The sequence below is a fragment of the Microbacterium pumilum genome (assembly GCF_039530225.1).
Taxonomy (GTDB): domain Bacteria; phylum Actinomycetota; class Actinomycetes; order Actinomycetales; family Microbacteriaceae; genus Microbacterium; species Microbacterium pumilum.
Genome location: NZ_BAAAOH010000001.1, coordinates 3,985,191 through 4,011,818, shown reverse-complemented (window position 1 = coordinate 4,011,818; position 26,628 = coordinate 3,985,191). Strand labels below are relative to the sequence as shown.

The window sequence follows — 26,628 nt, the reverse complement described above, 5'->3', positions numbered from 1 at the left end:
GGATCTCCTCACGGAAGGAACGGGATGTCGGAGGTGGGCACGTGCACTCCGCCGACGGGGACGATGAACTGCGGTGGTGGGGGGATGCTGAGCACATGCCCCGCGGGCGGTGCGACTCCTCGGAGCACGGCATTGTCGAGGTCGCCCGGGGCCGGTGGATTCGCGGGCCGCGTGACCACTTCGATCGGTGGCAGTTCCGGGGTGCTGGTCGGCCCGCGCACGATGACACGCACGGGCACACTGCTCTGGACCGGGTTCTGCGAGGTGTCGCTCAGTCGAATGATGAACTCGCCGCGATCGTCCCCGTGCCCTCGCCCGATCGCTGTGCCGGTCGGTCCGATCCCGCTCACGCGTGTCCACGGGACGGCGCGGCCATTGCGAACGACTCTTCCGCGAATGGCTGTGGTGCCAGGTGGGAGCGGGTGCGCGGCACCTGGCCATAGCCAGACCTGCAAGGTGCGCGACCGGACGGCGATGTGATTCGCGGGGAGCGGGTCGGTCAACTCGTCGTGCGACCAGAGTTGAACAGAAAGTCGGCGCGACACGTATCGCCGACTCGGGTCGTTCACTCGGACGGTGAGCAGGGCGGGCCGGCGGGGCGTATCCCGCAATCGGTATCGGCCCCCGCCGACCGTCTCGAAGTCGACGCACGGCCAGTCGTCAGTCGCGTCGCGAGGAAGGAGGTGGCCCGAGGCCTCCCATCCCACCCGCAAGGAGCTGGTGACTGCGGCATCGGTCACGGCATCCCGCACCACGATGCCGAGGGCGAGGCGGTGGAGCACCGGAGCACGTCCGATGCTCGTCTCGATCGTGTCTGTGCTCACACCGGCACCTCAGTCAGTCGATCCACTCGTGCAGCGACCGTTGCAATCCGCTCCGCAATGTCCTGCTGCGCACCGTCGATGCAGATGACCCGGGCGAGGTACGGCAACTGGAGTCGATAGTCGGTGTTGAGCGACTGGAACGCCTCGCTCATCGAGTCGAGGGCGAGATCGTCGGTCACGACCTGGATGACGTCGCCCGGGCGCCAGGGATTCACCGTGCCGCCCGTCGGGAGCGTGACGGGGAGCAAGAGCGGTCCGGTGAGCACACCTTCTCCCTCCAGGATCTGAGCCGTCAGCCCGAGCCACAGCAGCTCCTCCTCGACCGTCGCGGCGAAGGCGCCGATGAGGAAATGGAGCCGAAGGGGGATACGCGGAATGCCGTCGCCGTTTGCGACCGCAGACCAGCCGGGCCGCGTCTCATGATCGACGCTGACCCGGTAGCAGAAGACCGAGATCGAGGGCTGCTGGATGAGCTGGCCGCTGTTGAGCGCCATCGTCTTCAGCTCGCGGGTGTTCGCGAGCATGGCGGCGACGCCGGCCCCTCCATCGCGCTCGGCGAAGCGCCGATTGAGCAGGGCGACGATGCTCACCCCTGCAGCCTCGAGCGCCTGGAATCCCGCCATTCCGTCATCCTCGGCGTGCGCGCGTCACCGCTGCGTCGCGGCGCCGGTCTCGCGCAACGGCTCGGTGACAGGAACCTGCCGAGACTCGGGGTGCTGTCAGCCGAAGGGAGCACCCATGAACATGGAAGATCCGGCCCAGACCGATCCGGGTAGGAAGCGCTGTCGTCCGTCGACGACTGAGGGCGGGTGCGACCCGTCGTCGGGTATCGATGGGCGCAAGTGTCGCGACAAGGGCCTCACCGCGCAACTCGAGTACTCGAAGGAACACGAGCAGGCCCTCGAAGAGGCGAAGAAGACCTACGCCGAGGCGCGGATCAGCTACCGGGAGAAGCGGCACGAGGCGGCTCTCAAAGTGCAGGACATGAAGCATCAGGTCAAGCACCTCATCGAGCGGATCAAGTGCCTCATTGAGCAGGACCGGGTCGTCCGCTGCCTCGATGATGCGTACGAGGAAGTCTGCGAGCAGCTCAACTGCTGCGAGGGTACGGGCGGATGCTGCGCGGTCGAGTTCGCGTTCGATCCCGATCCGCCGGCGGACAGCGAGAAGGGCGATCGCAAACTGGCTCACCGTATCGAGCGCTACAAGGCCGAGATTGCGAAGGCCAAGGACTGCTTCACGAGTCTTACGGGGGAACCGGCTGCACTTGCGGCGCGTGTGGAGGATGTCAAGAAGGATCTCGACGCGATTCTCGCCGCCCTCGCCGACGACGCGGCCAAGGTCGACCTGAAGAAGCAGTACGCGAGCGCGCTTGTCGCCAAGCGCAAGCTGGCGCGCATCTGGAACGGCTTCGGCGACACAACGGCGTACATCGACTGCCTGTGCACATCGCTGACGACATGGTCCAACGGGGTGTACACGGTCTCACTTCTCGTCGGCGAGCAGGCAGTCCGCACGTGCGCCCAGGAGTCGGAGGAGACTTGGTGCAAGACCTTGCTCGGAGGGCCAGTGGCCGAGATCCTCGCGGTGTACGATCGGCTCTGCGGCTCTGATAAGCCGTGCGGCACCGACAAGCCTGAGGAGCCGGAGGACGATCACTCAGACGACTGCGGCTGCGGCAAGCACAAGCACCACGATGACGATGGGGAGCCGTCGGTCGAACAGGTCCAGAGCGCATGAGGGTTCGACTGAATAAGAAGCCGCAGCTGTGACGCTTCGGTGACGCCGCCCCCCTACCGTCCCTAGCGTTGGCGTCTCACACATCGGTCGAGCAGGGGGTCTGGCCATGACCGTCGCGTACATGGAACCTCGTCAGGCGGCGTCCGATGTGGTCTACCTCCTCGGGAATCCTACGGTCCTGCAAGACGGTCAGCTGTACCTGGTGCCCGAGGGTTGCAAACGCGTCCTCGCGTTCGTCGCGTTGCAGCGCGGCCGAGTCGATCGACGGCAGGCGGCCGGGTCGTTGTGGCCCGACGGTTCGGACGACAGGGCGTCGGGAAACCTCCGCTCAGCGTTGTGGCGTCTGCGCGGCGCGGGAATCACCGTGCTCGAATCCGACAAGGCGAGCGTGTTCCTGCGAGAGCACACGACGACCGACCTTGACGCCCTGTGCGAGTGGGCGGATCGCCTGATCAGCGGAACCGCCGGGGAGGAGGATCTCCACGTCCCCAATTGGACGACGACAGTCGCGGAACTTCTTCCCGGTTGGTACGACGAATGGGTCATCTTCGAGCGAGAAAGGATTCGGCAGCGGATGCTTCATTCACTCGAGGTGCTGAGTTGCACGCTGCGCCGCGCCGGCCGATATGGCGAGGCGATCGACGCGGCGGTGGACGCAGTCGCTGTCGAACCCCTCCGGGAGAGTGCGCATCGAGTCCTGGCGGAGGCCCACGCGGCGGAGGGGAACTTCGTTGAAGCCAGACGTACGTACGTGAGGTACCGCGACATCGCGCGACGCGAGTTGGGCGTGGAACCAAGCGCCGTCTTTCGCGCGTGGATCCAGATGTGCGGGTCGACTCCGGCATCGCGGAACCTGGCCTAAATGAACGAGTCCAAGTGCCCTAGCCTGCCCGCTCGATGACCCCGAGCGTCCTCTGAACGAAGCCGGTCCACTTCGAGTGTTTGCCTGTGAACACAGCCGCGACCTTCGTCACCCCGGAGAAGTCAGGGATTGAGATGAGTGAGTCCAAGGACAGTGCCGCCGACGAGGGGTGGAACGACGATCAGAAACCCCAAGAATGGTTGCATTGGATGGAGGACGACGTTCAGTCGCAGGTGGCCTTCGGTGACACGAAGGCGGGTCTGCTGCTGACGGCGGACTCGATTCTCATCGCCGCAATGGGCGCGACGGTCACGGGCGAGTCACCGCTTGTCGGGCACCTTGCACCTGTGTCACGCTGGGGCCTCGGGGTGGCATTCATATCCCTTTTCATCGCATTGTTGGTGGGCCTTTACACGATCCTGCCGAACAGGAAGAACCTGTGGCCGCAGGGCCACGACCACGCTCGGAACGGTAGAACGTCGTTTGGCTGGATAGCGAGCCACGAAGACAATGCGGAATATGTCGAGTACTGCCGAAACGTGGCGACGCTCTCCTTGAATGAGGAGTTGGCTCGCACGGTGCACGGACGCGCCAGCTGGGCGTACAAGAAGTTCCGCAGGCTCTATTTCGCGATTTCCGCGACCATTGCAGGTGTGGTGTTCGCATCGGCCGTGGCGATTTTCGAGGCCGTCCGAACCCTGTTCCCGTAGCAGCCCTACTCTCGCTCGCCCACTTGAGCTCACGACCTCCCGCGCACAGACATCCGCACTGAATACAGGCTCGTCGTCGCCGTGACGTGAAGGACGTTGCGCTGGCGGCCCCCGAACTCGAGGTTCGACGCGGGCTCTGGCAGCGACATCCGCAGCAGCTCGCTTCCTTCGCCGTCGAAACAGCTGACCCCGTCCCGCGTGGCCGCCCAGATCCGACCCGCGGCATCCACACGGATGCCGTCGAAGCCGAGCCCGTCTGCAACCACCGTGCGCCGCGCGTGGACACCCCCTCCGGTGTCGAGAGTCAGGGCCGAGATCGTGTCGCGCTCGCTGTCCACGACGAAGAGCCTGCTTTCATCGTCGGCGAACGCCAGCCCGTTCGGCTGAATGAACTCGCTCGACACCAGCACAGGCTCCGCTGAGCCCTCGGTCCACCGATAAAGCCCGCGCACATCCTGATCGGGCACTGACTCGTGACCCTCGTAGTCGCTGAGGATGCCATAGGTGGGGTCTGTGAACCAGATGTCACCGCGAGAGCTGACGACGACGTCATTGGGGCTGTTCAGCCGGCGACCGCCGTATGTCGCCGCGATGGTCACCTCCCGGCCGTCGTGCTCGCGCCGCACGACACTGCGGTCGCCGTGCAGGCACGTGACCAGCCGTCCGGTGCGATCGTGCGTCCGGCCGTTTGCGAAACGAGACGGTTCATCGAACACGGTGACAGCACCGCTCATCTCATCGAGTCGCAGAGTGCGATCGTTCGGGATGTCGCTGAAGAGCAGGTACCGTCCCTGTGCCGAGTAGGACGGACCCTCGAGCCACTTTCCGTTCGTGTAGCAGACGGTGTAATGCGCATCCGCTCGCACATGCTGCATCCGATCGTCGATGATCGTCAGCTGGGTCGGAATCTGCACACGTCGCCTTTCTCGTTCCGAGGGGCCCTGACTTGATCCTCGTACGTACGTCAGCGTCCCATCGAACGCCCGAATCCGTCCAGCGTCGAACGTCAAACGCCGCGTCAAACGCACGTGCGATGTGCTGTCAGCAACAGATCCGGCGAACCGCGTCGGTCACGACAGAAATGAGCACCTCATGACGCTCTTCATGGACGTCCACACCATCGAGGGAGGCGTTGCGGAAGCCGACGTCGCCGGCGCGCATCAGGCTGACCTGGCCACCCAGAGCGCGCACGGCGTGAACTACATCCGCTATTGGGTCGACGAGCAGGCGGGCAAGATCTTCTGCCTCGTCGAGGCGCCCGATGCGGATGCAGCCAACACGGTGCACCGCGAAGCCCACGGGCTGGTCGCCGACGAGATCTACCCGGTCCACGAGCACTCCTGACCACTCGTCGAGGGAAATGCGAGAGCATGAGGGCGTGGCGGCGATCATCGATCGTCCGAGCCTGACTGTGCAGCTCCTCGGACACCCCCTGATTGATCGTTCCGCGGGCGAGCAGTACGAGTTTCGCAGCCGCAAGAGCTGGGCTCTCCTCGCGTACCTGCTCCTGAGCGAACGTCGCCCGAGCCGGGCCCAGCTTGCCGAAATGCTGTTCGGCGAAGCGGATGACCCGGCTCGGGCGCTCCGCTGGTGCCTCGCCGAGATCCGTCGTGGACTCGGCGAGGGCGCCTCGATAGACGGCGATCCGGTCGCACTCACTCTGCCCTCCGATGCGGTGGTGGACGTTCGGGTGCTCGTGCGCGGCACCTGGTCTGAGGCAGTCGACCTTCCGGGATTGGGCATGGGACTGCTCGACGGAACGGCGGTTCGATATGCCGGCGCGTACGAGACCTGGCTGATCTCGCAGCAGCGACACCTGGCGGCGGTCTCCGAGGCAGTCCTGCACGAGGCTGCGCTCGGATCGATGTCGACAGGTGATCTGGATACGGCCCTCGGCTACGCCCTGCGCGCCTGCACCATGAGTCCCCTGGACGAGAATCACCAGGCTCTCCTGATCCGGCTTTATCGGCTGGCCGGGGACGATCAGGCAGCGGACCGGCAATACAACGCGTGCCGGGAGCTGTTCCACCAGGAACTGGGCGTGCCTCCCGGGCCTACGATCGACGCGGCATATCGCGAACGCATCCGCGTCCGGCCGGATGCGGTGGACGCAGCCGCGATCGACGCGCTCACCGAGGCGGGTTCGGCCGCTGTGTCTGCGGGGTCGATCACGGCAGGCATCGAGGCGCTCAGTGCGGCAGCCGAGCTGGCCGACCGAGCCGGCGACCCGCAACGACGGGTCACCGCGCGGATCGCACTGGCCGAGGCTCTGATCCACGGGCTCCGTGGGTCGGACGAGCAGGGCCTGGCGCGGCTGTACGAGGCTGACGAGATCGCAAGAACGCACCGGCTATGGGCGGCCGTGGCCGAGGTCCGAGCCGAGCTGGGATACGTCGACTTCCTCCGTGCGCGTTACGACCGGGCCGAGCGCTGGCTCAATGACGCACTGAGGTACGGCGACGGCTGGCCGGCGGTGGAGGCGAAGGCCACCACCTACCTTGGAGCGATCGCGAGCGACCGCGGCGACTTCAACCGCGCGGGTGAACTGCTCGCGGCGGGGATCGCCCAGTCGGCAGCGGCGGGCGAACCACGTCGGCAGGCGTACGGTCTCGCGATGCTCGGACGGGCCGCCTTGCTCTCGGGGAGGCCCGCGGAGGCAGAATCCTGGCTGGCTGAATCGATCGTCGTGGCACAGCGTGACCATTGGCTGGCGTTCCTCCCTTGGCCCCAGGCCATCCTCGGTGAGGCGAAACTCGTCCAGGGCGACCTGGCGGGCGCGACAACGGTATTGGAGCAGGCGTTCGCCCGAGCGTGCCAGCTCGGCGATCCCTGCTGGGAGGGGATGTCGGCGCGCGCGCTCGCCCTCGTCGCCGAGGCCCGGGGTGACACCGACCGGGCGTTCGAGATCATGATGGATGCCCATGCACGATGCAATCGCCTCGCCGATCCCTACGTGTGGCTGGAGGGGTACATCCTCGATGCGCTGTGCGAACTCGGCCGAGCGCACGGGCATCCCCGGACGACGGACTGGATCGACGCGTTGGAGGTGCTCACCGATCGGACCCGGATGCGAGTCGGGCGCGCCGCTGCCGGTCGTGATCAGAGCGCGCGGATGTTGCGCGACGAGAGGGATTGACTGGTCATGATGCGGGGCCGGCTGTGCTCGTCGTGCCCTGAATCGTCCGGGCGTCAGGCCCGGCAGCGGAGACTGAGCGGCCGGAGGCGGCACACGGCGCCGGACCAGCGACGGCGCCCCGTGCGGTACCATAGGGGGGATAGGCGAACTCTCATTCGTCTCGCCCCGGCCGCGTGGTAACGGTCGGGGCTTCTTCATTTCCTGATGTCCCGCCGATTCAATGGGGCTGCCGTGCGTCAGAATGTCGGCATGAACAACACAGCCGTGTACCAGCCGGGCGTGTGCAACATCGGGCCGGCCGAGATCCGGCGGCGTCGGATGTCGGGGTTCGTCGGGCTCGCGATCGCCGTCGTGTTCCTGGCGGTCGCGTTCGCCCTCGGCTGGGCGGCTCCGTGGCGGCTGCTGGTGGCGCTGCCCGTGTTCCTGTCGGCGCAGGGATTCCTGCAGGCCGCCTTTCACTTCTGCGTCGGCTTCGCATCGCGAGGGCTCTACAACTTCGGAGAGCTCGGCTCGGAGGAGACCGTCCATGAGGCGGAGTTCCGCCGGAAGGACCAGCGCAAGGCGCTGCTCATCACCCTCCTGGCGTTCGCCGTCGCCGCCATCGTGGCGCTGGTGGCGTACGTCTTCCCGATCGGCTGACGCAATGGACGACCACGGCGACCGCTCGGTCGAGAACTACGTCGCTTCGCTTGACGACCAGACTGCCCGGGACAGCGAGACGTTGATCGAGATGATGCGGCGGATCAGCGGCCGTGAGCCGACGCTGTGGAATGTCGGCACCATCGGGTTCGGCACGTACCACTACAAATACGACAGCGGCCGCGAAGGCGACGGCCACACGATCGGCTTCTATCCCAGGAAAGGCAAACTGACCGTCTACCTGATGGATGGCACGGCCCGCCACTCGGATCTGCTGGCGAGATTGGGCAAGCACTCCACGACGGGATACTGCGTCTACATCACGCGGCTCAGCGACATCGACGTGGCAGTGCTGGAGCAGATCGTTCAGGCGTCGTTCGAGTTCATCGAATCGAAATCCCAAGACGGGCCGATACGCGAGATCCTGTGGAAGGCCGACGGGTAGCGACGAGACGTTCGGCCCCGCGCCGTCGGTCCGCTCCGGGATGAGGTGTTGCCCGCGTTTGCGGCTGTTCGGATGTGGGCGTAGCGTGACGTCATAGCTGCCCCGGACCCCGGTCGCCTATCTGTGTCGATCTAACGCGACAAAGGACGACAGGACCATGGATACTTCGCACGACGACAACGAGATCGCCAGCATCATCGATCGGCTCGAGAAGCAGTTCCCCGACGTGCCGCCCCCCGATGTGGAAGCCGTCGCGTTCGAGGCGCAGGAAGCCTTCGGCGGGCATCCGATCAGAAGCTATGCACCGGCGCTCGTAGAACGCCAAGCCAAGGAGCGATTGCGAGGGTGGTCGGCGGACCGCTCGGGTCACCCGGCCTGAGCTACGCGCGAAGCGCCTGGTCGACGTCCGCAAGAAGGTCGTCGATCGTCTCGATGCCCACCGAAAGTCGAACCACCTCTTCGGGGACTGCGGCCTCGGTACCGCGGACGGAGGCGTGCGTCATCGCATCCGGATAGTTGACCAGCGACTCGACCCCGCCGAGCGACTCGGCGAGCTGGAAGAGCTGCGTGGACTCGGCGAATCGCCGCGCCGCGGCAGCCGACTCCAGCTCGAGCGAGACGATCCCTCCGAACGCCGACATCTGCCGCGCGGCGAGGTCGTGGCCCGGGTGCGCCGGAAGGCCGGGGTAGAAGACCCGCGCGACGCGGTCGTGTCCGTCAAGCAGAGCGGCGACAGCGGCAGCGTTCTCGCTGTGGCGCTGCATCCGGATGTCGAGCGTCTTGATGCCCCGGGTCGTGAGCCACGCATCGAACGGCCCCGAGACGGCCCCGACGGCGAACTGCAGGAAGCCCACTTCGGATGCGAGGGAGTCATCGTTGAGCACCAGCGCTCCACCCACGACATCCGAATGGCCGCCGATGTATTTCGTCGTGGAGTGCACCACGACATCCGCTCCCAGGGCGAGGGGGCGCTGCAAGGCGGGCGAGGCGAACGTGTTGTCGACGACGACCAGCGCGCCGGCATCGTGGCCGAGTGCGGTGAGCCCCTGGATGTCGGTGATGCGCAGCAGCGGATTCGACGGTGTCTCGACCCACACGATCCGCGCCGGACGCTCTTCGAGCGCAGCCCTCACGGCGGCGAGGTCGCTCATGTCCACGACACGGAGGCCGACCCCCCATGAACCCAGGATGCGGGCGATGAGCCGATAGGTTCCGCCGTACACGTCGCTTCCGAGCAGGACGTCGTCACCCGGGCGGAGCACCGCCCGCAGCAGGGTGTCCTCTGCGGCGAGGCCCGACGAGAACGAGAACCCGTGCACGCCGCCTTCGATAGCGGCGAGCTGTCGCTGCAGAGCCGTGCGCGTGGGATTTCCGCTCCGCCCGTACTCGTATCCGTTCCGAAGGCCCCCGATCCCGTCCTGGACGAACGTCGTCGAGAAATGCACCGGCGGGATGACGGCGCCCGTGGTGGGATCGAAGTCCTGGCCTGCGTGGACCGCGAGGCTCGCGAATCCGTGCGCCGCGTTCTGAGCGGTCATGCTGTCCCTCCTGAGGGGGTCGAGGTGAACGGATGCGGAGTGGTGCCCGCGGGCGTCACCTCGAAGCCGTGGTCGAGCATCCAATCGTCGTCATAGAGCTTCGAGAGATAGCCCCGACCGTGGTCGGGCAGCAGCACGACGACGACGGCGCTGGACGGCAGACTCTTCGCCGCCCGGAGTGCGGCGACGACGGCCATTCCCGAGGAGCCGCCGACGAGCAGACCCTCCTCGCGCGCGAGGCGCCGCGTCATCGCGAACGACTCGGCGTCGGTGACGCGCTCATAGCCGTCGACGACGGACGGGTCGAATGTCGCGGGCCAGAAGTCCTCGCCGACACCTTCGACGAGGTAGCCGTGGATCGGACCGCCGCTGTAGATCGACCCCTCGGGGTCGGCGCCGATAACGGTCACAGCCCCGCTCGACGCCTCCTTCAGGTATCTTCCGGTGCCGGAGATCGTGCCGCCGGTGCCGATCCCGGCCACGAAATGAGTGATCCTGCCGTCGGTGTCGCGCCAGATCTCGGGTCCGGTCGTCTCGTAGTGCCCGCGCGGACCATTGAGATTGGCGAACTGATTGGGCTTGAAGGCGCCCGGGATCTCGCGGGCGAGCCGATCCGACACGCTGTAGTACGAACGCGGATCCTCGGGCGGCACGCTCGTCGGAGTCGTCACGACCTCCGCGCCGTAGGCCTTGAGCACGGCCACCTTCTCGCCCGCGAACTTGTCGGGCACGACGAAGATCATCCGGTACCCGCGCTGGAGGGCGACGAGTGCGAGGCCGACACCGGTGTTACCGCTGGTGGGTTCGACGATGGTTCCGCCCGGACCCAGCAGGCCGTCTCGCTCAGCTGCGTCGACGATGTTCTTGGCGATGCGATCCTTGGCCGAACTGCCGGGATTGAAGTACTCCACTTTGGCGAGCACCGTCGCGCGGACGCCGCGCGTGACGGTATTGAGCTGGACGAGCGGGGTGTTGCCGACAAGGTCGGCCACGTGTGATGCGTAACGCACGATGGGTGTCCTGATCCTGATGCCGCGCGCTCAGAGGCGCGGACGCTGTCTGTGGTCGTCGAAGAGAGCGGCTGGCGCTCAGCGACAACAACGACAGGTAGGGCTCACGCGTCCACGGTAACCGGAAGCATCGGCACCGGCAAGTCAGGTGGCCGGCACCCGCTCGGGCTCCTCCGGAAGCCCCGTGCGACTAGCCGGCGAGCGCCTTCGCCTTCAGCGAGTCGTACTCCGCCTGCGTGATGGCTCCCGAGTCGAGGAGCTTCTTGGCGGACTCGATCTCGCTGGCGGGGGACGAGGTGCCGGCGACACTGCGGATGTACCTGTTGGCTTCGCTCTGCGCCTGCCCGCGGCGCTCGAGCTCACGCTCGGTCATGCCCTTGCCCCGGGCGATGAGGTAGATCAGCGCAGCGAGGAACGGGACGACGATGAGGAAGATCACCCAGAGGGCCTTGCCCCAGCCGTTCAGCGAGTGGTCGCGGAACAGATCGAAGATGATCGTGATGAAGATCCAGATGCACGCGAAAAGGATGTAGAACCAGAAGATCCAGAGGAGGAAGTCCCAGAAGGAGCCGGTCAGCATGATGACGCCTTTCATTCCGTCGGCGTGAGGGTCACGCGCGACTGTTCACGGTGAGGTCGAGCAATCGGTCTCAGCTCAAGGTATGGCCGGCGCCGTCATCCGGCCTCATACAGTGAGGGTGATATTGCTCCAACGGCACTGACCCGCATCCGCGTCTCGACGAGGAGACTTCACTTGTGAACATGATCACGCTGAACAACGAAGCGCAGATTCCGCAACTCGGAATCGGTGTCTACCAGGTGCGATCGGCGGACTGCGGACCCGCACTCGCCTGCGCCTTCGACGTGGGCTACCGATCGGTGGACACGGCGAACGCCTACCTGAACGAGCGCGCGGTAGGAGCGGCGATCCGTGACAGCGGCCTTTCGCGCGAGGACATCTTCGTCACCTCGAAGCTCTGGCCACCGGACTTCCGCTACGACAAAGCGGTCGTCGCGATCGACCGGACCCTGGCGCGACTCGGAACCGGCTACGTGGACCTGCTCCTCCTGCATCAGCAGTACGGGGACTACAGGGGCGCATGGAAGGCGATGGAGGAGGCGGTTGCGGACGGAAAAGTCCGGACGCTCGGTGTGAGCAACTTCAATCAGCGGCGATTCACCGATCTCGTCAGCGGTGCGAAGATCCTGCCGGCGGTCGCGCAGGTGGAGTGTCATCCGTATTTCCAGCAACGCGAATTGAAGGAGTTCCTCGCCCCGTTCGCCACGGTACTCGAGGCGTGGTACCCGCTCGGGCACGCAGACCGGGGGCTTCTCGCCGAACCCCTGTTCGCGCGGCTGGGCGAGAAGCACGGCAAGTCGCCCGTCCAGGTCATCCTCCGGTGGCACCTGCAGAGCGGCAACATCGCGATCCCGCGATCGACGAACCCTGAGCACATCAGGTCGAACTTCGACATCTTCGACTTCGCGCTCACCTCCGAGGAGATGGCGTCCATCGCGGAACTGGACCGGAACAGGCCGTTCTTCCGCATGCCCGACTGGGTCGGACGCATCATCTTCCCCGCTGCACGGATCAACTTCGACAAGCGGCAGAGATGACCACGTGACTGGTTGATCCCGGATGCTGGACAGCGACGGCGGCGAGGCGAATACTTCAGCGCATGGGCCGGACGGCTGCCGTCATCGGATCGCTGGTCTTCTTCATCGTCGCGCCAGGAGTCGTGGCGTTCCTCATCCCGTTCCTGTTGGCTCAGGGGCAGGATGAGGCGTGGCACCTCGACCCGCCGGTGGTGAAATGGGCCGGGCTGGCGCTCGGAGTCGCCGGAACGATCGCGCTGGTCGAATGCTTCGCTCGCTTCGCGCTGAAGGGCATCGGCACCCCCGCACCGATCGCACCGACCGAGCACCTCGTCGTCACCGGGCTGTACAGGCATGTGCGCAACCCGATGTACGTCGCTGTGCTGGCGATCATCCTCGCGCAGGCGATGTGGTTCGCGAGCGTCGCCGTGCTCATCTACGCGGCGATCATCTGGGCCGCGTTCACCGCCTTCGTCATGGTCTATGAGGAGCCCACGCTCGCCCGCACCTTCGGCGATGAATACGCCGCGTACCGCTCCCACGTGCGCCGCTGGATTCCTCGCCTCATCCCGTGGCACGCCCCGCAGACGGGATCATCGACGTCACCGGATCAATGCAGGCAATAGTGTGACGGGGAACAGGTTCCGCGTGGGGAAGGGTTTCGGGGCATGGACGAAGCGGCACCGGCGCCACGCCCGCATCCGAGCGAGCTCCACGAGCTCATCGCCGTCCTCCTGCTCTCGCTCGTGGCGGTTCTGACGGCGTGGTGCGGGTTCCAGGCCTCGCAGTGGGGCGGCAACTCGTCCGTCGCCTTCAACGAGGCGTCCGATGCGCGGATCGACGCGGCGAGCTTCGAGAGCGAAGCGCGCGATGCGCGCGCGCTCGACCTCGCGGTGTACGCCCAGTGGGTGATCGCCGAGGCTCAGGGCGACGAAGACCTCGCGGATTACATCGAGGACCGCTTCTCACCCGAGTTCGCGAAGGCCTTCACCGCATGGGAGGCGGACGGGCGGGTCGAGAAGGGACCATTCGCCCTCAAGGTCTATGTGCCTCCCGGAACCGAGAAATCCGTCGCCGCACTGGCCGATGCCGACGCGAAGTTCCAGCAGGGCATCGATTTCAACGACAAGAGCGACAGGTATTCCCTCATGACGGTGCTCTTCGCCTTGGTCCTGTTCCTCTCGGCGATCGCTCAGCGCGGCATCTCACTGCTGGCATCGCGGATCGTCCTGGGGCTCGCCGGAGCACTCTCGCTCATCGGGGTGATCGCTCTGCTGACTTTCCCGGTCACCTTCTGAGGTGCTCGAGGTGCTGGTCCGAGGGATGCCGTGTGCCCCTGTCACGGGGCGGACACGTGGAATAGCCTCGGTGATGCATCACACCACGGACGGAGCCGCCCATGACCGAACCGTCCCGCCCGGAGCCGGCCAGAAAGCCCGAAATCGGGAGGCGGCTGAACACGCCGCGAGCGGCAGCGCTCGCCGGAGTGCTGTTCGCCATCCTCTTCACGGTCGCACTGGTCCTGATGCGCCTTTCGCTGCCTGATCATCTCTCGCCCACCGCCGACTGGCTCGACGACGCTGCAGTGACTCGCCTCACCATCGGACTGTCGCTGGTTCCCTTCGCAGGCATTGCGTTTCTGTGGTTCATGGGAGTCGTGAGGGATCGCTTCAAGGAGTCGGAAGACCAGCTGTTCTCCTCGGTGTTCATCGGCAGCGGCTTGCTGTTTCTGGCCATGGTCTTCGTGTCTGCCGCGATCGCGGGCGGCATCGTCGCCACTGTGCCCTTCGTGGCCGACGCGGCCAGTCGCGTCGAAGTGGGGAACTTCGGGCGGGCGGTCATGCTGCAGGTCAGCAACGTCTACGCGCTCCGGATGGCCGGAGTGCTGCTGATCTCACTGGCGACGATGTGGCTGCGCACCGGAGTCATGCCCAGATGGCTGTCGTTCGTGACCTATGCCGTCGCGATCGTCCTGCTCTTCGTCACGACGCTCAGCCTGTGGGCGACACTGATCTTCCCCGCGTGGGTCTTCGCGGTCAGCATCCTGATCCTCATCCAGAACTACCGACGACGGGCGGATGTCGCCCCGCAGTGACCGGCGCCGGCACTCTGAAGTCCACTGACCGATAGCACGCGAAGTCCGCGGCCACCAGCCCCCGGGGAGTCGGCGAGGCACTACCTACGCTGACCGCATGGCACGCGATCAGTACACGTTCATCGACCCGACCCAGCTCTACGCGGATTTCGAGCCGAAGAAGCAGCACCAGCCTGAACCGGGTCTGGATGCCGAGCTCACGCCGAAGGCGGATCTCGGCGAGGAGAGCTACCGGGGCAGCGGCCGCCTCACCGGGCGTAAGGCGCTCATCACGGGCGCGGACTCCGGGATCGGCGCGGCGACCGCGATCGCGTTCGCGCGCGAGGGCGCAGACGTCGCGATGTCGTACCTGCCCGACGAGGAGGTCGACGCGAAGCGTATCGCCGGCATCGTCCAAGACGCGGGCGTGACGGTGATCACCCTGCCGGGCGACCTCCGCGATCCCGAATACTGCCGCGACCTCGTCGCGGGAACGGTCGAAGGACTCGGCGGCATCGACATCCTCGTGAACAATGCCGGCAAGCAGGTCTACAACGAGGATCTCACCACCCTTGACGACGAGCAGTTCGACGACACGTTCAAGACGAATGTGTACGCGATGTTCTGGATCACCAAGGCTGCGCTGCCCCATATGAAGGCGGGCTCGGCGATCATCAACACGACTTCGGTGCAGGCGTACAAGCCGTCCGAGATCCTGGTCGACTATGCCTCCACGAAAGCCACCATCAACGCTTTCACGAAGGCCCTCGCGCAGCAGCTCGCTCCGAAGGGCATCCGCGTGAACGCGGTCGCCCCTGGTCCCATCTGGACGCCCTTGCAGGTCACGGACGGACAGCCGCCGGAGAAGATCGCCGAGTTCGGCGAGCAGACTCCGCTCGGCCGCGCCGGCCAGCCGGCGGAGCTCGCGCCCGCGTACGTGTTCCTCGCCTCGGCGGAATCGAGCTATGTGCTGGGGGAGACCCTCAACGTGAACGGCGGCACCCCGACGCCCTGAGGGCCGCCCCGGTGCCGCTCGCTCGCGTCGGAGGCGCTACGCGGCTGAGGGCTTGCCGCGCAGCTCGGCGAGCTCGCGGCCGGACTGACGGGCGCCGGACTCGGCCTCGGTCTTGAGCGTGGCCGCCAGGTCGGTGAACTGGTCGAGAGCAGGGTTGACGCCGACGAGGGTGAAGGGCCGCTGCACGACGCGCAGATCGAGGCCCCAGACATCCTGCAGGACGCGGCGAAGCCACGGAGTCGAGTGATCCCAGCCCTCCTTCGGGCTGCCCGGGCTGTAATTGCCGCCGAGGACCGTCACCAGCGTCGCGGGCTTTCCCTGCAGGGCGGTGCCGGTCGGATCGATGCGCGGATCGGTGTACGCGAGGTCGAACCAGGTCTTGAAGTGCTGAGAGACGCCGAAGTTGTACAGCGGCACCGCGAACAGAAGGGCGTCCGCATCCACGAGCTGGTCGGCGAATGCCGTCGCGAGCGCGATCGCATCGCGCTGCGCATCCGTCCGGTCCGGCTCAGGCGCGAAACGGCCCAGCACGGAATCCTGCCACGCGGTCGCCGGAACCGGATCTGCGGCGAGGTCGCGGCGGGTGATCGCCGAGTCGGGATGCGCGGCGGACCACTCCTCTTCGACCAGGTCGGCGAGCGAACGGCTGGCGGATGTGGCGGGCAGGATGCTGGCATCCAGACGGAAAAGGGTCACGAGAACTCCGATCAGATTCGACTAGTCACTAAGAAATACAGAGTGCCTAAGACGAGCGTAGCACCAATAGAATGGGCGGATGGATGCAGAGCAGCAGGGAGGGCATGCGTGTGACGCCGCCGTCACCCTCGCGTTCTCAATCCTGGGCAAGCGCTGGAACGGGATGATCATCGACGCACTCGGCGCCGGTCCGCTCTCGTTCGTCGTGCTGCGCCGCGCGGTCGCCGGCATCAGCGACGCCGTCCTGTCGGACAGGCTGTCAGAGCTTGCGGAGTCGCATCTGCTGGTGCGGACCGTCGACCCCGGTCCGCCCGTTGCGGTGACATACCAGCTGACTCCCAGCGGTGAACGCCTCGTGCCGCTGCTCGACCAGCTCGGCCTCTGGGCACGCGAGAACCTGAGTCTCGCGCGCTGAGCGAACGGCTGCGCTCGACGGCGACGAACTCAGCCGAGCGCTGTCGCCACGGCATCCCACCAGCGCTGTGAATCGCCGCGATGGCGGGGGAGAAGGACAATCGCGTCGGCACCGATGCGCTCGCGCTCGTGCCACAGCCCGCGCAATCGGGGAATGCCGCTGCTGTCCGCCTCGGAGATCGGCACGGTCGCATCCTGCGCCCAGTGCGCGAGCGCCCCGCGCTGTTTGACGGCCGTGTAGTCGTCCGTGACGAGCCCGAGCACCGGGACGCCCGCGGGCGTCGCGAACACCGCGGGGTGGTACCGCCCGGTGATGAGCAGGGCGGAGGATCGTGCAAGGGATGCCGCCGCCCGCGGTGCTCCGGTGGGCACGACCGTCGAGGGCGCCCGCATGCATGCCCGCACCTCGTCGTGCAGCACCGCGTCACCCCGCGCGGCGGTGCCGGAGAGCGATCCGAAGTGGGCGTGGAAACGCACCGGACCGCCGACGACGTCGGCGGCTTCATCCAGAAGCGCGGCGATCCGAGCGACGGTGTCGGCCCGCGGCGCCCGTCCGAGGGAGAGCGAGAGGCTCACGAGCACGCCGTCGCGAGCCGGCGGGCCATCGCCTGACCGCATACCCACGAACGACGCGTCGTCGACGCCGAGGCGCGCGGTGACACCGAGGTCGGCGGCCAGCTGCAGCGAGGATGACTCGCGAACGCCGACGAGTTTCGCCGAGCGCAGCAGGTTTGCGACGAGCTCACGGTCACGGCCGTGCAGGTGTGGTCCGAGCGTCTGCCCCGTGACCACGAGCGGCCGACCCAGCCGCGCCGCGATCCCGGCGAGCGCGGCCCGCTCGTAGACATGCAGCGGCCAGGTGGAGGCGAGGTTGCCGCCACCGGCGATCAACACGCCATCGGCGTCCGCGACCGCCGCCACCACGGCATGTGCGCTGTCGTCCGGCGCGAGCGTCGTATGTCCGTCTGCCCGTGCCAGCACGGCCTCCAGTCGGGCCTCAGAGGCGGCGCGGCCCAGTCCGTCGAATCGGATGCGCGGCACGGCCCGCACTCGATAGCGCTCAGCGGTCTCGTCCGGAACCGAAGAGACGGCCACGAGCGACGCGCCACGGGAGTCGAGTTCGTCGTGGGCGGCCTGGAACATCGCCTCATCGCCGATGTGCATCATGTCGTCGATCACACCGACGTCGCCGAGTGCCACAACGTGCATGAAAGCTCCTCAGGATATTGGCGTGAACCCGTTCACGCTAGCCCACCGGGTGGATTCATCCCGCAGGACTACCATCGAACGTCCGCTCGCTCGTGGCGGCCGACGACAGGACACGATATGGGCGTTCAGACGGCTCTGGATGCAGTGCGCGACGCCCCCGGGATCGTCGAGGGAATCCGCCTCGCCGACGACCTCGCCTTCGAGGCCGGTCGCGACCCGGGGGTGCGCACGCTGCGAGTACTCGCGACCGCGTTGAACGGCGACGATCAGGTCGCCGCGATCGCCGCCGTGCACGCTCTCGCCGAGGTGTTCGACGAGCAGGCTGCGCGGATGCTGACCTCCCTCCTGTCGGACGATCGCGCGACGATCCGCGAGCATGCCGCGTGGGCGCTGGGCTCGGGCCTGCCTCGGTTCGACGCGATGGGGCGCCTGATCGGCCAGGTGTCCGCCGGCGGCTTCACGGGGATGCTCGCTCAGCGCACGCTCGAGAAATGGTCGTCCGCCGCTGCGGAAACCCTGGCAGTGAGCCTGGAGACCGCTCTGCAGGTCACCACCGAGCCCGGTGCGCGGTCACGGCTCATCGAGACGCTCGGGCTGATCCGTCCCGCGATCGCGAGCCGCCTGCTGCTCGAGATCGCCCGTGACGGCCGCGACAGTGAGGACGCGCGAGTCGCGGCGATCGCCGCCCTCGGCCAGCGTCGCGGCATCCCGAGCATCGCCGATGCACTCGAGGAGCTCGTCAGCGGCGATGGCAGGCTGGCCGAGGCCGCGCGGCTGGCCCTCATCGACCTCGACGCGGTCCCCGACGCGCGCACCGCCCGGGCGGACGGTCTGACCATCGGGCAGCTGTTCCTGCACGCCGACATCGACCCGTCACTCGCGGCCGTCGGCGCCGGTGACAACGGCGGAATCGCGACGCTGCTCGTGCGCCTCGGCGATGCCCTCGTCGCGGATCCGAGCACCGGTGTTCAGCGTGTGATCACGCTCTCGCGCGGACCGGTCGCGCAGGCCGCAGAAGACCTCCTCGAGATCGGGTCAGCGACATCCGGCCATGTCTACGGCCGCGTGCCGCTGTTGCCGCAGCCGGTGCCGTCCGCCGCAGCCTGGCCGCTGCGTGTCACGGCGCGGCGCGGCATCCGTCGCATCCTGCGCGCCGCGGGACCGGTCGACCTGCTGCATCTGCGGATGACGGATGTCGGCAGCCTTGCCGCTGCGGATGTCGCGCGCGAGCTCGGCATCCCCACCGTGTTCACAGTCGCCCCCGATCCGCACGCCGTGATCCGCTCCCTCGACCGGTCGGGCGCGCTCACGCGCGAGGATTTCGGGGCGACCGACCTGCGCGAGCACTTCTGGTTCCGCACCCACCTCGTTCAGAACCTGGCCTCGAACGCTGCGCACACTGTGCTGTTCCCGCGCCCCGAGCTGCAGCGCGACATGAGCCAGCTCGTCGGCATCGACATCACGTCGCACCCCGAGCGGCACACGATCGTGGCCGAGGGAGTCGACCTCGAAGTCGTCGACCGTGCGGTGGCCTCGGCCCGCGACAGCCGCACCGGCGCTGAGCAGCCGGAGGCGATCGCCGAGCTGGCCGCGCTGATCGAGCGCCTGCCCGACGAGCGTCGCCAGCTGCCGCTCGTTGTGAGCCTCGGCCGGCTGCACCGCGTGAAGGGCATGGCGACGCTCGTCGAAGTATGGGCGGCCGGGCCATTGCGCGAGCGGGCGAACCTGCTGATCATCGGCGGCGATCTCGAGCACCCGTCCCTCGACGAGCGCGAGCAGCTCGACCGCATCGATGCCGCGGTGCCTGCGGCCGACCGCGATCGGAGCGGCCTCATCCTCGCCGGCCATCGACCCAACGACGTGGCGGCGCTGTGGCTGGCCGCGGCACGCTTCGGCCTGCCCGGACTCACGGCGGCAGGCGGGGTGTACGTCTGCGCGAGCGTCAAGGAGGAGTTCGGCATCGCCCTGCTCGAGGCGATGGCCACCGGGCTGATGGTGGTCGCTCCCGACGGCGGCGGCCCCGCGACATATGTGCAGGACGGGACCACCGGCGTGCTGACGCAGACCTGGGACCCCGCACGGCTCGAGGCGGGTGTCGGCGCAGCGCTCGACGTCGCGGCAACCCCTGACCGAGCGAGAGCGGAATCCGCCCACGAGATGGTGCGCACGAGCTTCACCATCCAGGCGATGGCCGCAGCCCTCGGACCGGTCTACCGCGGTGTCGCCGCCGAGGAGGCAGAGCTCATCCGTGCCGCAAGCGCCGTGAACAGAGTCGCGTTGTGACGGTGCTGATCATCAGTCCCGACTACGCCTCGCACCTGCTGCCCCTCGCCACGCTGGCGACCGCCTGGCGAGATGCCGGTGACCGGGTCGTGGTCGCGACCGGCGCCGCGACCGATCCGATCGTGCGCGGGTTCGGCCTCGAGCGCTACGACCTGCCGCTCGGGCGTGGCAGCAACGCGCGAGTCATCCGCGCCGAGGAGCAGCCCGGAGATGAGTCCGATTCGCTGCGCGGATTCTTCGATGCGACCCGACGCGGAATGGTGCCGACGCTCCGCTATCAGGCGAGCGAGCGCCTCACCGACCTCATGTGGGAGCCGGTGGATGCCGGCCGACGAACCCTGGCCGCGGTCGAGGAGGTGCAGCCCGACGTGATCCTGGTCGACCACCTGGCGTTCAGCGCACGGCTCGCACTGCAGACGGCCGGCATCGCGTATGCGGACGTCGTGCTCGGTCACCCGAGCGCTCTTCCGGTGGCGGGCGAGGTCTACGGCTACCCGCCTTTCTGGCCCACGGCCTTCTCACCGGGGCCCGACGAGCTGGCCGATCTGCGCTCGCTGTGCGACGAGGTGTCGGCTCGCTTCACCGCCGAATGGAACCGCACCGCGCGCACGCTCGACCCCGCGGCGCCGCAGACCGACGACGCGTTCGCCGAGCATGGCGACGTTGTGCTCTACAACTACCCGGGCGAGTTGGCGGACGGCGATGGACGGATGCTGCCACCGCACGCGTTCCTCGGCTCCACCCGCCGCGTGGAGGACGTCGACGAACAGGTCGAGGAGTGGATGGCCGCGACCGGCGAATACGCGTACGTCAGCTTCGGCAGCTTCCTGTCGGTCCGCGGCGATGTCCTGCGTCGCGTCGCCGAAGCGCTCGCCGCGATCGGGATGCCGGCAGCCATCGCGACCGGATCCACCCCAGCCGAAGAGCTCGGGGCGCTACCTGACGGCTGGCTCGTCCGCGAGTATCTGCCGCAGGTGCGGCTGCTCGGCGCCGCGCGGCTCGCGGTCACGCACGGCGGCAACAACTCGGTGACCGAGGCGATCGGGCAAGGCGTGCCACTGCTCGTCCTTCCGTTCTCTACGGACCAGTTCGCGGGCGCCGCCGCGATAGAGCGCACCGGGCTGGGTCGGGCGCTCGACCCGAACAGCGCCGCCGTCCACGAACTCACAGAGGCGCTCGCGGCGGTCCGTGACCTCGTCGGGATGCCGCTGCTGCGGCGCATCTCAAGGGACCAGGCCGAACGACCCGGCCCTCGGATCGCCTACGAGCTGCTGACCGGCCTCGAGTCCGCGACGAGCTGAGCCATCGCCACCGGGTCGCCCTCGGCGGCGCGATACCGCTCCATGAGCACGGCGTTCGCCTCGTACCTCGCCCCAGCCCGCACCTCTGCCGCGTGGTGCAGGGCGTACACCCGGCCCTCGTGCCTCACCGGCGGGCCACCGAGGAGGGCCTCGTGAGCGAGGTACCACGCGGCATCCTCGAATCCCCACCCTCGGAATCGTTCGTCCTGCCCACCGTGACGCGCCCACGTGCGCGGGGTCGTCACATAGACGCCCGAACAGGCGCCGATCACGAGTTCGTGCTCGCACTCCTCGGCCGGCACGCCGGCGCGCAGCTGTGCGTCGCCGGTGCGGCCGAGCCACCGGTACTCGGTGTACGGCAAGTGGACGAGTCCGCTGGCGCGGGCGGCGGTGACCGCTTCTCGCAGCGGCTCGGGTTCGGGAATCGTGTCGGCGTCGCACACCACGACGACCTCATCGGGATCGACGGCGGCGATGCCCCGGTTGCGGCAGGCGGCGAGCACGAAGACGTCATCCTCGGTGTCGATCGTGCGCACCGAGAAGTCGGGGAGGTGGCGCGCATACCAGTCGCGCACGAAGTCGTACGCGGGGACGCGCGAGGGAGCCGGGCGCCAGGGGATGACGACGGTCACGGGCGGCATCCCTCCAGCGTACGTGGCCTGGGCGCCGATGGGCCGGCGCGGTCGCGCCCCCTCTTCACCCCGATTCGGCCGCGGACTAACCTGAACGCGTGTCCGCTCCCTCAACCGACGCTGTCACCCCTCACGCGGCCGGCGTGGAGCGCATTCTCGAGAGCTATCGAGCCATCCCGCCGACGGCCCCGGTCCGGCTCGCCAAGCGCACCTCGAACCTGTTCCGGTCGCGGGAGAAGGCGAGGGTCGCAGGGCTCGACACGTCCGGACTGACGGACGTGATCGCGATCGACGTCGACGAGCGAACCGCCGACGTGGCGGGAATGTGCACATACGAGGACCTGGTGGCCGCGACGCTGCCCCTGGGGTTGGCACCGCTCGTGGTGCCTCAGCTGAAAACCATCACACTCGGCGGCGCCGTGACCGGGCTCGGAATCGAGTCGACGTCATTCCGCAGCGGGCTGCCCCACGAGTCGGTGCGGGAGATGGACATCCTCACCGGCGGGGGCGAGGTTGTGACTGCGTCGCCGAGCGACCACGCCGATCTGTACCGTGCCTTCCCCAACTCGTACGGGACGCTGGGCTACGCCGTGCGGCTGCGGATCGAGCTCGAAACGGTCAAGCCGTTCGTCACGCTCACCCACCTGCGGTTCCACGCGGTCGCCGAACTGGTGGAGGCCATGGATCGCATCGTCGCCACGGGTCGCCTCGATGGAGTCGCGGTCGACTACCTCGACGGTGTGGTGTTCAGCGCCGATGAGAGCTACCTGTGCGTCGGTGTGCAGACCGACGCGCCCGGCCCGGTCAGCGACTACACCGGCCGACAGATCTTCTACCGCTCCATCCAGCACGACGACGGGGTCACGGCCGACCGGCTCACGATTCACGACTACCTGTGGCGATGGGACACCGACTGGTTCTGGTGCTCCGAGGCGTTCGGGGCGCAGCATCCGCTCGTTCGCCGCTTCTGGCCACGCCGGTACCGGCGGAGCAGTTCGTATTGGCAGCTCATGCGGCTGGAACGGCGGTTCGACATCGGCGATCGCCTGGAGAAGCTGCACGGGCGCCCGCCGCGCGAACGCGTGATCCAGGACGTCGAGATCCCCATCGAGCGCACGGTCGAGTTCGTGGACTGGTTCCTGGCGAATGTGCCGATCACGCCGATCTGGCTGTGCCCGCTGCGGCTGCGCGACGACGACGGCTGGCCGTTGTATCCGATCGAGCCGCGGCAGACGTACGTCAACGTCGGGTTCTGGTCGACGGTCCCCGTCGGACGGACCGAAGGCGAGACGAATCGGAGGATCGAGCGCCGCGTCAGTGAGCTCGATGGGCACAAGTCGCTGTACTCCGACGCGTACTACTCGGCGGACGAGTTCGACCGGCTGTACGGCGGCGAGACCTACCGGGAGGTCAAGGAGCGGTACGACCCCGACTCGCGACTCCTCGGCCTGTATGCGAAGGCGGTGCAACGACGATGACGACGTTCGACGAGCGAGCTGCGGATGCCGCGGACACCACCGATCCCGTCGACCCAGACCCGACGACGCCGACGCCCACGCCGCCGAAGCTCACCCTCGCCGAGGTGCTCGAGATCTTCGCCGGGGGCAGGCTCCCGCTGCGGTTCACGGCATACGACGGCAGTTCAGCGGGACCCGCCGACGCGCCGTTCGCCCTGGACCTGAAGACGCCCCGGGGCACGACGTACCTCGCCACCGGGTTCGGTGATCTCGGGCTCGCCCGCGCCTACATCGCGGGCGACCTCGACATCCGGGGCGTGCACCCCGGCGATCCCTACGAGCTGCTCAAGACGCTGGCGGAGAGCCTCGAGTTCAAGCGCCCGTCGCCCCGCGTGATGGCGCAGATCGTGCGATCGATCGGGTTCGAGCATCTGCGGCCGATCGCCCCGCCGCCCCAGGAGGTGCCACCGCGCTGGCGTCGCGTGGCGGGCGGACTCCGGCACAGCAAGAGCCGAGACGCCGAGGCGATCCATCACCACTACGACGTGTCGAACACGTTCTACGAGTGGGTGCTCGGGCCGTCGATGACCTACACGTGCGCGTGCTATCCGAGCCACGAGGCCTCGCTCGACGAGGCGCAGGAGAACAAGTACCGGCTGGTGTTCGAGAAGCTGCGGCTGAAGCCGGGCGATCGACTGCTCGACGTGGGATGCGGGTGGGGAGGCATGGTGCGCTACGCCGCGCGTCGCGGGGTGAAGGCCACCGGCGTGACGCTGTCGCGGGCGCAGACGTCCTGGGCCCAGCAGGCCATCCTCGACGAGGGCCTGACCGACCTGGCAGAGGTGCGCTACGGCGACTACCGCGATATCGCCGAGACCGGATTCGATGCGGTGTCGTCCATCGGCCTGCTCGAGCACATCGGAGTGCGCAACTACCCGTCCTACTTCCGCTTCCTGCAGTCCCGGATGCGGCCCGAAGCGCTGCTGCTCAACCACAGCATCACTCGATCCGACAACAAGACCGAGCCGTCGGCACAGGGATTCATCGACCGCTACGTATTTCCCGACGGCGAGCTCACCGGCTCGGGCCGCATCATCACCGAGGCTCAGGATGCCGGGCTCGAGGTGCTGCACGAAGAGAACCTGCGCCCGCACTACGCGATGACGCTGCGCGACTGGTGCGCCAACCTCGTCGAGCGCTGGGATGACGCGGTCGCCGAGATCGGGCTGCCCGCCGCAAAGGTGTGGGGGCTGTACATGGCGGGATCGCGGCTCGCTTTCGAGACCGGCGGGATCCAGCTGCATCAGGTGCTGGCCGTCAAGCCCGACGACCGTTCGCCCGCGGGCGGACTGCCGCTGCGGCCCTGGTGGACGCCCTAGCCTGAACGTCGAGTGAGGGATGCCCACCGGGCATCCCTCACTGACAACGGCGTCGACGCACCCATGCAGGTTATCGACGGGTGGGACTAGCTGAAGACATCCTTGACGTCTTCGCCGACCTTCTTCGCCTTCGCTTCCGCCTGGTCCACGTTGCCTTCCGCTTCGAGGCGCTCGTTGTCGGTGGCCTTGCCGACCGCTTCCTTGCCCTTGCCGGTGAGGTCCTGTGCAGCGTTCTTGATCTTGTCGTCGACACCCATGACGGTCTCCTTCGTAGTGGTCGCACCACTCGTGGTCTGTGCGACTCTCATGACAGTTCACTCCGCGCCGGCCATCCGAACCAGGGGCTTGACACATCGGACCGTCAGGGTCGATGAAGCGTCCGAGCTGTGCCTACTCGGGCGACCAGACGTCGTCAACCCGCCAAAGGGTTGGCGCCGGCGGGTTACCGTCGACCCATGGGACTGTTCAGCAATGAGCCTCGGCGGGTGCACATCGAGGGCGATCCGATCGAGATCGACACCGACAAGGCGCCATGGCGGCTGTGGGCCGACGGGTTCGGCATGGTCGCGATCCGCGGCGTGCAGATCATCGTCGTCGTCATCGTCGCGGCGGGGATCATCTGGGGCATCCAGCAGCTCACCGTCGTGACCATCCCCGTCGTGATCGCCCTCATCATGGCCGCGGCCTTCGCGCCCGTCATGCGATGGATGCGGGCAAAGGGAGTCCCGTCGCTGCTCGCAACGCTGCTCGCGCTGCTTGCCATCGTGGTGATCCTCGGGCTGATCGTCTGGCTCATCACCTGGGCGGTGCGCAACCAGTGGGATGATCTGTACTCCCAGGCGCAGGAGGGCGTGCAGCATGTGATCGCCTGGGTCAAGACCCTCCCGTTCGCGCCAGACCAGGATCAGCTCGACGAATGGTGGACGTCGATCCAGGAGTTCCTCACCAGCGCCCAGTTCGGCTCGGGTGCGCTCGCGGGCATCGGCGCGGTGGCGAACTTCGTGACCGGGCTCGTGCTACTGGTGACCGTGCTGTTCTTCTTCCTCAAGGACGGCCCGCAGCTCTGGGAGTTCCTGCTCCGCCCGTTCCGCGGCGCGCACTACGCGCGGGCGCGCCGGATCGGCGACAAGACCGTCGCCACGCTCGGCAGCTACATCCGCGGCACCGCTGCCGTCGCGTTCGTGGACGCCCTGGGCATCGGCATCGGCCTGCTCATCCTGCAGGTTCCCCTCGCACTGCCCCTCGCCGTGCTGGTGTTCCTGCTCGCCTTCATCCCCATCGTCGGCGCCACCGTCGCCGGAATCCTCGCCGCGCTCGTCGCGCTCGTCGCGAACGGATGGTTCAACGCCCTGCTGGTGGTGGGTGTGGTCGTGCTCGTGAATCAGCTCGAGGGCAACTTCTTGCAGCCGTTCCTGATGGGACGCTCGCTCAGACTGCATGCCTTCGTCATCCTGATCGCCTTGACCGTCGGCGCCGTGCTCGGGGGAGTGCTCGGCGCGGTGCTCGCCGTTCCCATCACCGCCGTCGTATGGGGTGCGATCCAGGTCTGGGATGGGCCGACGACGCCGGCACGATGGGCGCGACGAAAACCCGACGTGACAGACCGCGTGTCCAGCCTGCCGGGAGCGACCGCGCAGTAGCACGAGAGCCGACCGGGACGTCGCCCGC

At 67.5% G+C, this 26,628-nt stretch carries 29 protein-coding genes; 19 read left to right on the top strand and 10 right to left on the bottom strand.

Annotation, left to right across the window (positions count from 1 at the left end):
- Window positions 1-8 precede the first annotated feature (8 nt).
- Complete coding sequence (locus ABD188_RS18100) at window positions 9-824, bottom strand: hypothetical protein (protein WP_344065593.1); 816 nt, start codon at window positions 822-824, stop codon at window positions 9-11.
- Window positions 821-1,447, bottom strand: coding sequence for a Pvc16 family protein (locus tag ABD188_RS18095; protein ID WP_344065590.1), 627 nt, complete (start codon window positions 1,445-1,447; stop codon window positions 821-823). Before ABD188_RS18095 ends, ABD188_RS18100 begins: the two co-directional genes overlap by 4 nt.
- Before the next feature lie 115 nt (window positions 1,448-1,562).
- On the opposite strand from ABD188_RS18095, the gene ABD188_RS18090 reads away from it, so the two are divergent.
- The 3 genes from ABD188_RS18090 (at window position 1,563) to ABD188_RS18080 (ending at window position 4,136) form a co-directional block, all read left to right on the top strand.
- Entirely contained in the window at window positions 1,563-2,564 is a 1,002-nt protein-coding gene (locus ABD188_RS18090; protein WP_344065587.1) for a hypothetical protein, read from the top strand.
- A 106-nt stretch (window positions 2,565-2,670) separates the two neighbouring features.
- Window positions 2,671-3,426, top strand: a complete 756-nt coding sequence (locus tag ABD188_RS18085; RefSeq protein ID WP_344065584.1) for an AfsR/SARP family transcriptional regulator — start codon at window positions 2,671-2,673, stop codon at window positions 3,424-3,426.
- An 86-nt stretch (window positions 3,427-3,512) separates the two neighbouring features.
- A complete protein-coding gene (locus tag ABD188_RS18080) occupies window positions 3,513-4,136 on the top strand; it encodes a Pycsar system effector family protein (RefSeq protein WP_344065582.1) in 624 nt (207 codons plus the stop codon).
- Window positions 4,137-4,165: 29 nt separating this feature from the next.
- On the opposite strand, the gene ABD188_RS18075 is transcribed toward ABD188_RS18080, so the two are convergent.
- The gene (locus ABD188_RS18075) at window positions 4,166-5,050 is read right to left on the bottom strand and encodes an SMP-30/gluconolactonase/LRE family protein (RefSeq protein WP_344065580.1); all 885 of its coding nucleotides are present in this window, start codon (window positions 5,048-5,050) and stop codon (window positions 4,166-4,168) included.
- 178 nt (window positions 5,051-5,228) lie between these two features.
- On the opposite strand from ABD188_RS18075, the gene ABD188_RS18070 reads away from it, so the two are divergent.
- The 5 genes from ABD188_RS18070 (at window position 5,229) to ABD188_RS18050 (ending at window position 8,735) form a co-directional block, all read left to right on the top strand.
- A complete protein-coding gene (locus ABD188_RS18070) occupies window positions 5,229-5,480 on the top strand; it encodes a DUF4242 domain-containing protein (RefSeq protein WP_344065578.1) in 252 nt (83 codons plus the stop codon).
- Between the two features lie 34 nt (window positions 5,481-5,514).
- Window positions 5,515-7,272, top strand: a complete 1,758-nt coding sequence (locus tag ABD188_RS18065; RefSeq protein ID WP_344065576.1) for an AfsR/SARP family transcriptional regulator — start codon at window positions 5,515-5,517, stop codon at window positions 7,270-7,272.
- Window positions 7,273-7,521: 249 nt separating this feature from the next.
- Complete coding sequence (locus ABD188_RS18060; protein ID WP_344065574.1) at window positions 7,522-7,911, top strand: hypothetical protein; 390 nt, start codon at window positions 7,522-7,524, stop codon at window positions 7,909-7,911.
- 4 nt (window positions 7,912-7,915) lie between these two features.
- Window positions 7,916-8,356 carry a DUF1801 domain-containing protein gene (locus tag ABD188_RS18055; RefSeq protein ID WP_344065572.1) on the top strand — a complete coding sequence of 147 codons (441 nt, stop codon included), beginning with the start codon at window positions 7,916-7,918 and terminating at the stop codon, window positions 8,354-8,356.
- Window positions 8,357-8,513: 157 nt separating this feature from the next.
- The gene (locus ABD188_RS18050; RefSeq protein WP_344065570.1) at window positions 8,514-8,735 is read left to right on the top strand and encodes a three-helix bundle dimerization domain-containing protein; all 222 of its coding nucleotides are present in this window, start codon (window positions 8,514-8,516) and stop codon (window positions 8,733-8,735) included.
- Window position 8,736: 1 nt separating this feature from the next.
- Here ABD188_RS18050 and ABD188_RS18045 read toward each other — a convergent pair whose 3' ends face one another.
- From ABD188_RS18045 to ABD188_RS18035, 3 genes are all read right to left on the bottom strand, one after another.
- Window positions 8,737-9,894: a cystathionine gamma-synthase gene (locus tag ABD188_RS18045; protein ID WP_344065568.1), complete on the bottom strand. Its 1,158-nt coding sequence runs from the start codon at window positions 9,892-9,894 to the stop codon at window positions 8,737-8,739.
- Window positions 9,891-10,904 carry a pyridoxal-phosphate dependent enzyme gene (locus tag ABD188_RS18040; protein ID WP_344065567.1) on the bottom strand — a complete coding sequence of 338 codons (1,014 nt, stop codon included), beginning with the start codon at window positions 10,902-10,904 and terminating at the stop codon, window positions 9,891-9,893. Before ABD188_RS18040 ends, ABD188_RS18045 begins: the two co-directional genes overlap by 4 nt.
- Window positions 10,905-11,094: 190 nt before the next feature.
- Window positions 11,095-11,484, bottom strand: a complete 390-nt coding sequence (locus tag ABD188_RS18035; protein WP_344065566.1) for an SHOCT domain-containing protein — start codon at window positions 11,482-11,484, stop codon at window positions 11,095-11,097.
- Window positions 11,485-11,666: 182 nt separating this feature from the next.
- Between ABD188_RS18035 and ABD188_RS18030 the strand changes: the two genes are divergently transcribed.
- The 5 genes from ABD188_RS18030 (at window position 11,667) to ABD188_RS18010 (ending at window position 15,589) form a co-directional block, all read left to right on the top strand.
- The gene (locus ABD188_RS18030; RefSeq protein ID WP_344067235.1) at window positions 11,667-12,521 is read left to right on the top strand and encodes an aldo/keto reductase; all 855 of its coding nucleotides are present in this window, start codon (window positions 11,667-11,669) and stop codon (window positions 12,519-12,521) included.
- A gap of 62 nt (window positions 12,522-12,583) precedes the next feature.
- Window positions 12,584-13,126: a methyltransferase family protein gene (locus ABD188_RS18025; protein ID WP_344065564.1), complete on the top strand. Its 543-nt coding sequence runs from the start codon at window positions 12,584-12,586 to the stop codon at window positions 13,124-13,126.
- Window positions 13,127-13,168: 42 nt separating this feature from the next.
- Window positions 13,169-13,798, top strand: coding sequence for a hypothetical protein (locus ABD188_RS18020; RefSeq protein WP_344065562.1), 630 nt, complete (start codon window positions 13,169-13,171; stop codon window positions 13,796-13,798).
- A 101-nt stretch (window positions 13,799-13,899) separates the two neighbouring features.
- Window positions 13,900-14,595: a hypothetical protein gene (locus tag ABD188_RS18015; RefSeq protein WP_344065560.1), complete on the top strand. Its 696-nt coding sequence runs from the start codon at window positions 13,900-13,902 to the stop codon at window positions 14,593-14,595.
- Window positions 14,596-14,692: 97 nt separating this feature from the next.
- A complete protein-coding gene (locus tag ABD188_RS18010) occupies window positions 14,693-15,589 on the top strand; it encodes an SDR family oxidoreductase (protein WP_344065558.1) in 897 nt (298 codons plus the stop codon).
- Window positions 15,590-15,625: 36 nt separating this feature from the next.
- On the opposite strand, the gene ABD188_RS18005 is transcribed toward ABD188_RS18010, so the two are convergent.
- Entirely contained in the window at window positions 15,626-16,285 is a 660-nt protein-coding gene (locus ABD188_RS18005; RefSeq protein WP_344065556.1) for an FMN-dependent NADH-azoreductase, read from the bottom strand.
- Window positions 16,286-16,364: 79 nt separating this feature from the next.
- On the opposite strand from ABD188_RS18005, the gene ABD188_RS18000 reads away from it, so the two are divergent.
- Window positions 16,365-16,700, top strand: coding sequence for a winged helix-turn-helix transcriptional regulator (locus tag ABD188_RS18000; protein ID WP_344065554.1), 336 nt, complete (start codon window positions 16,365-16,367; stop codon window positions 16,698-16,700).
- Between the two features lie 29 nt (window positions 16,701-16,729).
- Here the strand turns inward: ABD188_RS18000 and ABD188_RS17995 are convergent, their stop codons facing one another.
- The gene (locus ABD188_RS17995; protein WP_344065551.1) at window positions 16,730-17,908 is read right to left on the bottom strand and encodes a polysaccharide pyruvyl transferase family protein; all 1,179 of its coding nucleotides are present in this window, start codon (window positions 17,906-17,908) and stop codon (window positions 16,730-16,732) included.
- Between the two features lie 117 nt (window positions 17,909-18,025).
- Between ABD188_RS17995 and ABD188_RS17990 the strand changes: the two genes are divergently transcribed.
- Both ABD188_RS17990 and ABD188_RS17985 read left to right on the top strand, forming a co-directional pair.
- Window positions 18,026-20,191: a glycosyltransferase gene (locus ABD188_RS17990; protein WP_344065548.1), complete on the top strand. Its 2,166-nt coding sequence runs from the start codon at window positions 18,026-18,028 to the stop codon at window positions 20,189-20,191.
- Window positions 20,188-21,492 (top strand): glycosyltransferase, encoded by a 1,305-nt coding sequence (locus ABD188_RS17985; protein ID WP_344065545.1) that lies wholly within the window; start codon window positions 20,188-20,190, stop codon window positions 21,490-21,492. The genes ABD188_RS17990 and ABD188_RS17985 overlap by 4 nt, the downstream gene beginning before the upstream one ends.
- Here the strand turns inward: ABD188_RS17985 and ABD188_RS17980 are convergent.
- Window positions 21,453-22,133: a hypothetical protein gene (locus tag ABD188_RS17980; protein ID WP_344065542.1), complete on the bottom strand. Its 681-nt coding sequence runs from the start codon at window positions 22,131-22,133 to the stop codon at window positions 21,453-21,455. The two genes, ABD188_RS17985 and ABD188_RS17980, sit on opposite strands and share 40 nt — an antisense overlap.
- 89 nt (window positions 22,134-22,222) lie before the next feature.
- Here ABD188_RS17980 and ABD188_RS17975 point away from each other — a divergent pair, with 89 nt between their 5' ends.
- Together ABD188_RS17975 and ABD188_RS17970 are read left to right on the top strand one after the other, a co-directional pair.
- A complete protein-coding gene (locus tag ABD188_RS17975; RefSeq protein WP_344065539.1) occupies window positions 22,223-23,602 on the top strand; it encodes an FAD-binding oxidoreductase in 1,380 nt (459 codons plus the stop codon).
- Window positions 23,599-24,960: a class I SAM-dependent methyltransferase gene (locus ABD188_RS17970; protein ID WP_344065536.1), complete on the top strand. Its 1,362-nt coding sequence runs from the start codon at window positions 23,599-23,601 to the stop codon at window positions 24,958-24,960. The genes ABD188_RS17975 and ABD188_RS17970 overlap by 4 nt, the downstream gene beginning before the upstream one ends.
- An 86-nt stretch (window positions 24,961-25,046) precedes the next feature.
- Here ABD188_RS17970 and ABD188_RS17965 read toward each other — a convergent pair whose 3' ends face one another.
- Window positions 25,047-25,217 carry a CsbD family protein gene (locus tag ABD188_RS17965; RefSeq protein ID WP_344067232.1) on the bottom strand — a complete coding sequence of 57 codons (171 nt, stop codon included), beginning with the start codon at window positions 25,215-25,217 and terminating at the stop codon, window positions 25,047-25,049.
- A gap of 198 nt (window positions 25,218-25,415) precedes the next feature.
- Between ABD188_RS17965 and ABD188_RS17960 the strand changes: the two genes are divergently transcribed.
- The gene (locus tag ABD188_RS17960; RefSeq protein ID WP_344065533.1) at window positions 25,416-26,600 is read left to right on the top strand and encodes an AI-2E family transporter; all 1,185 of its coding nucleotides are present in this window, start codon (window positions 25,416-25,418) and stop codon (window positions 26,598-26,600) included.
- Window positions 26,601-26,628: the final 28 nt, after the last annotated feature.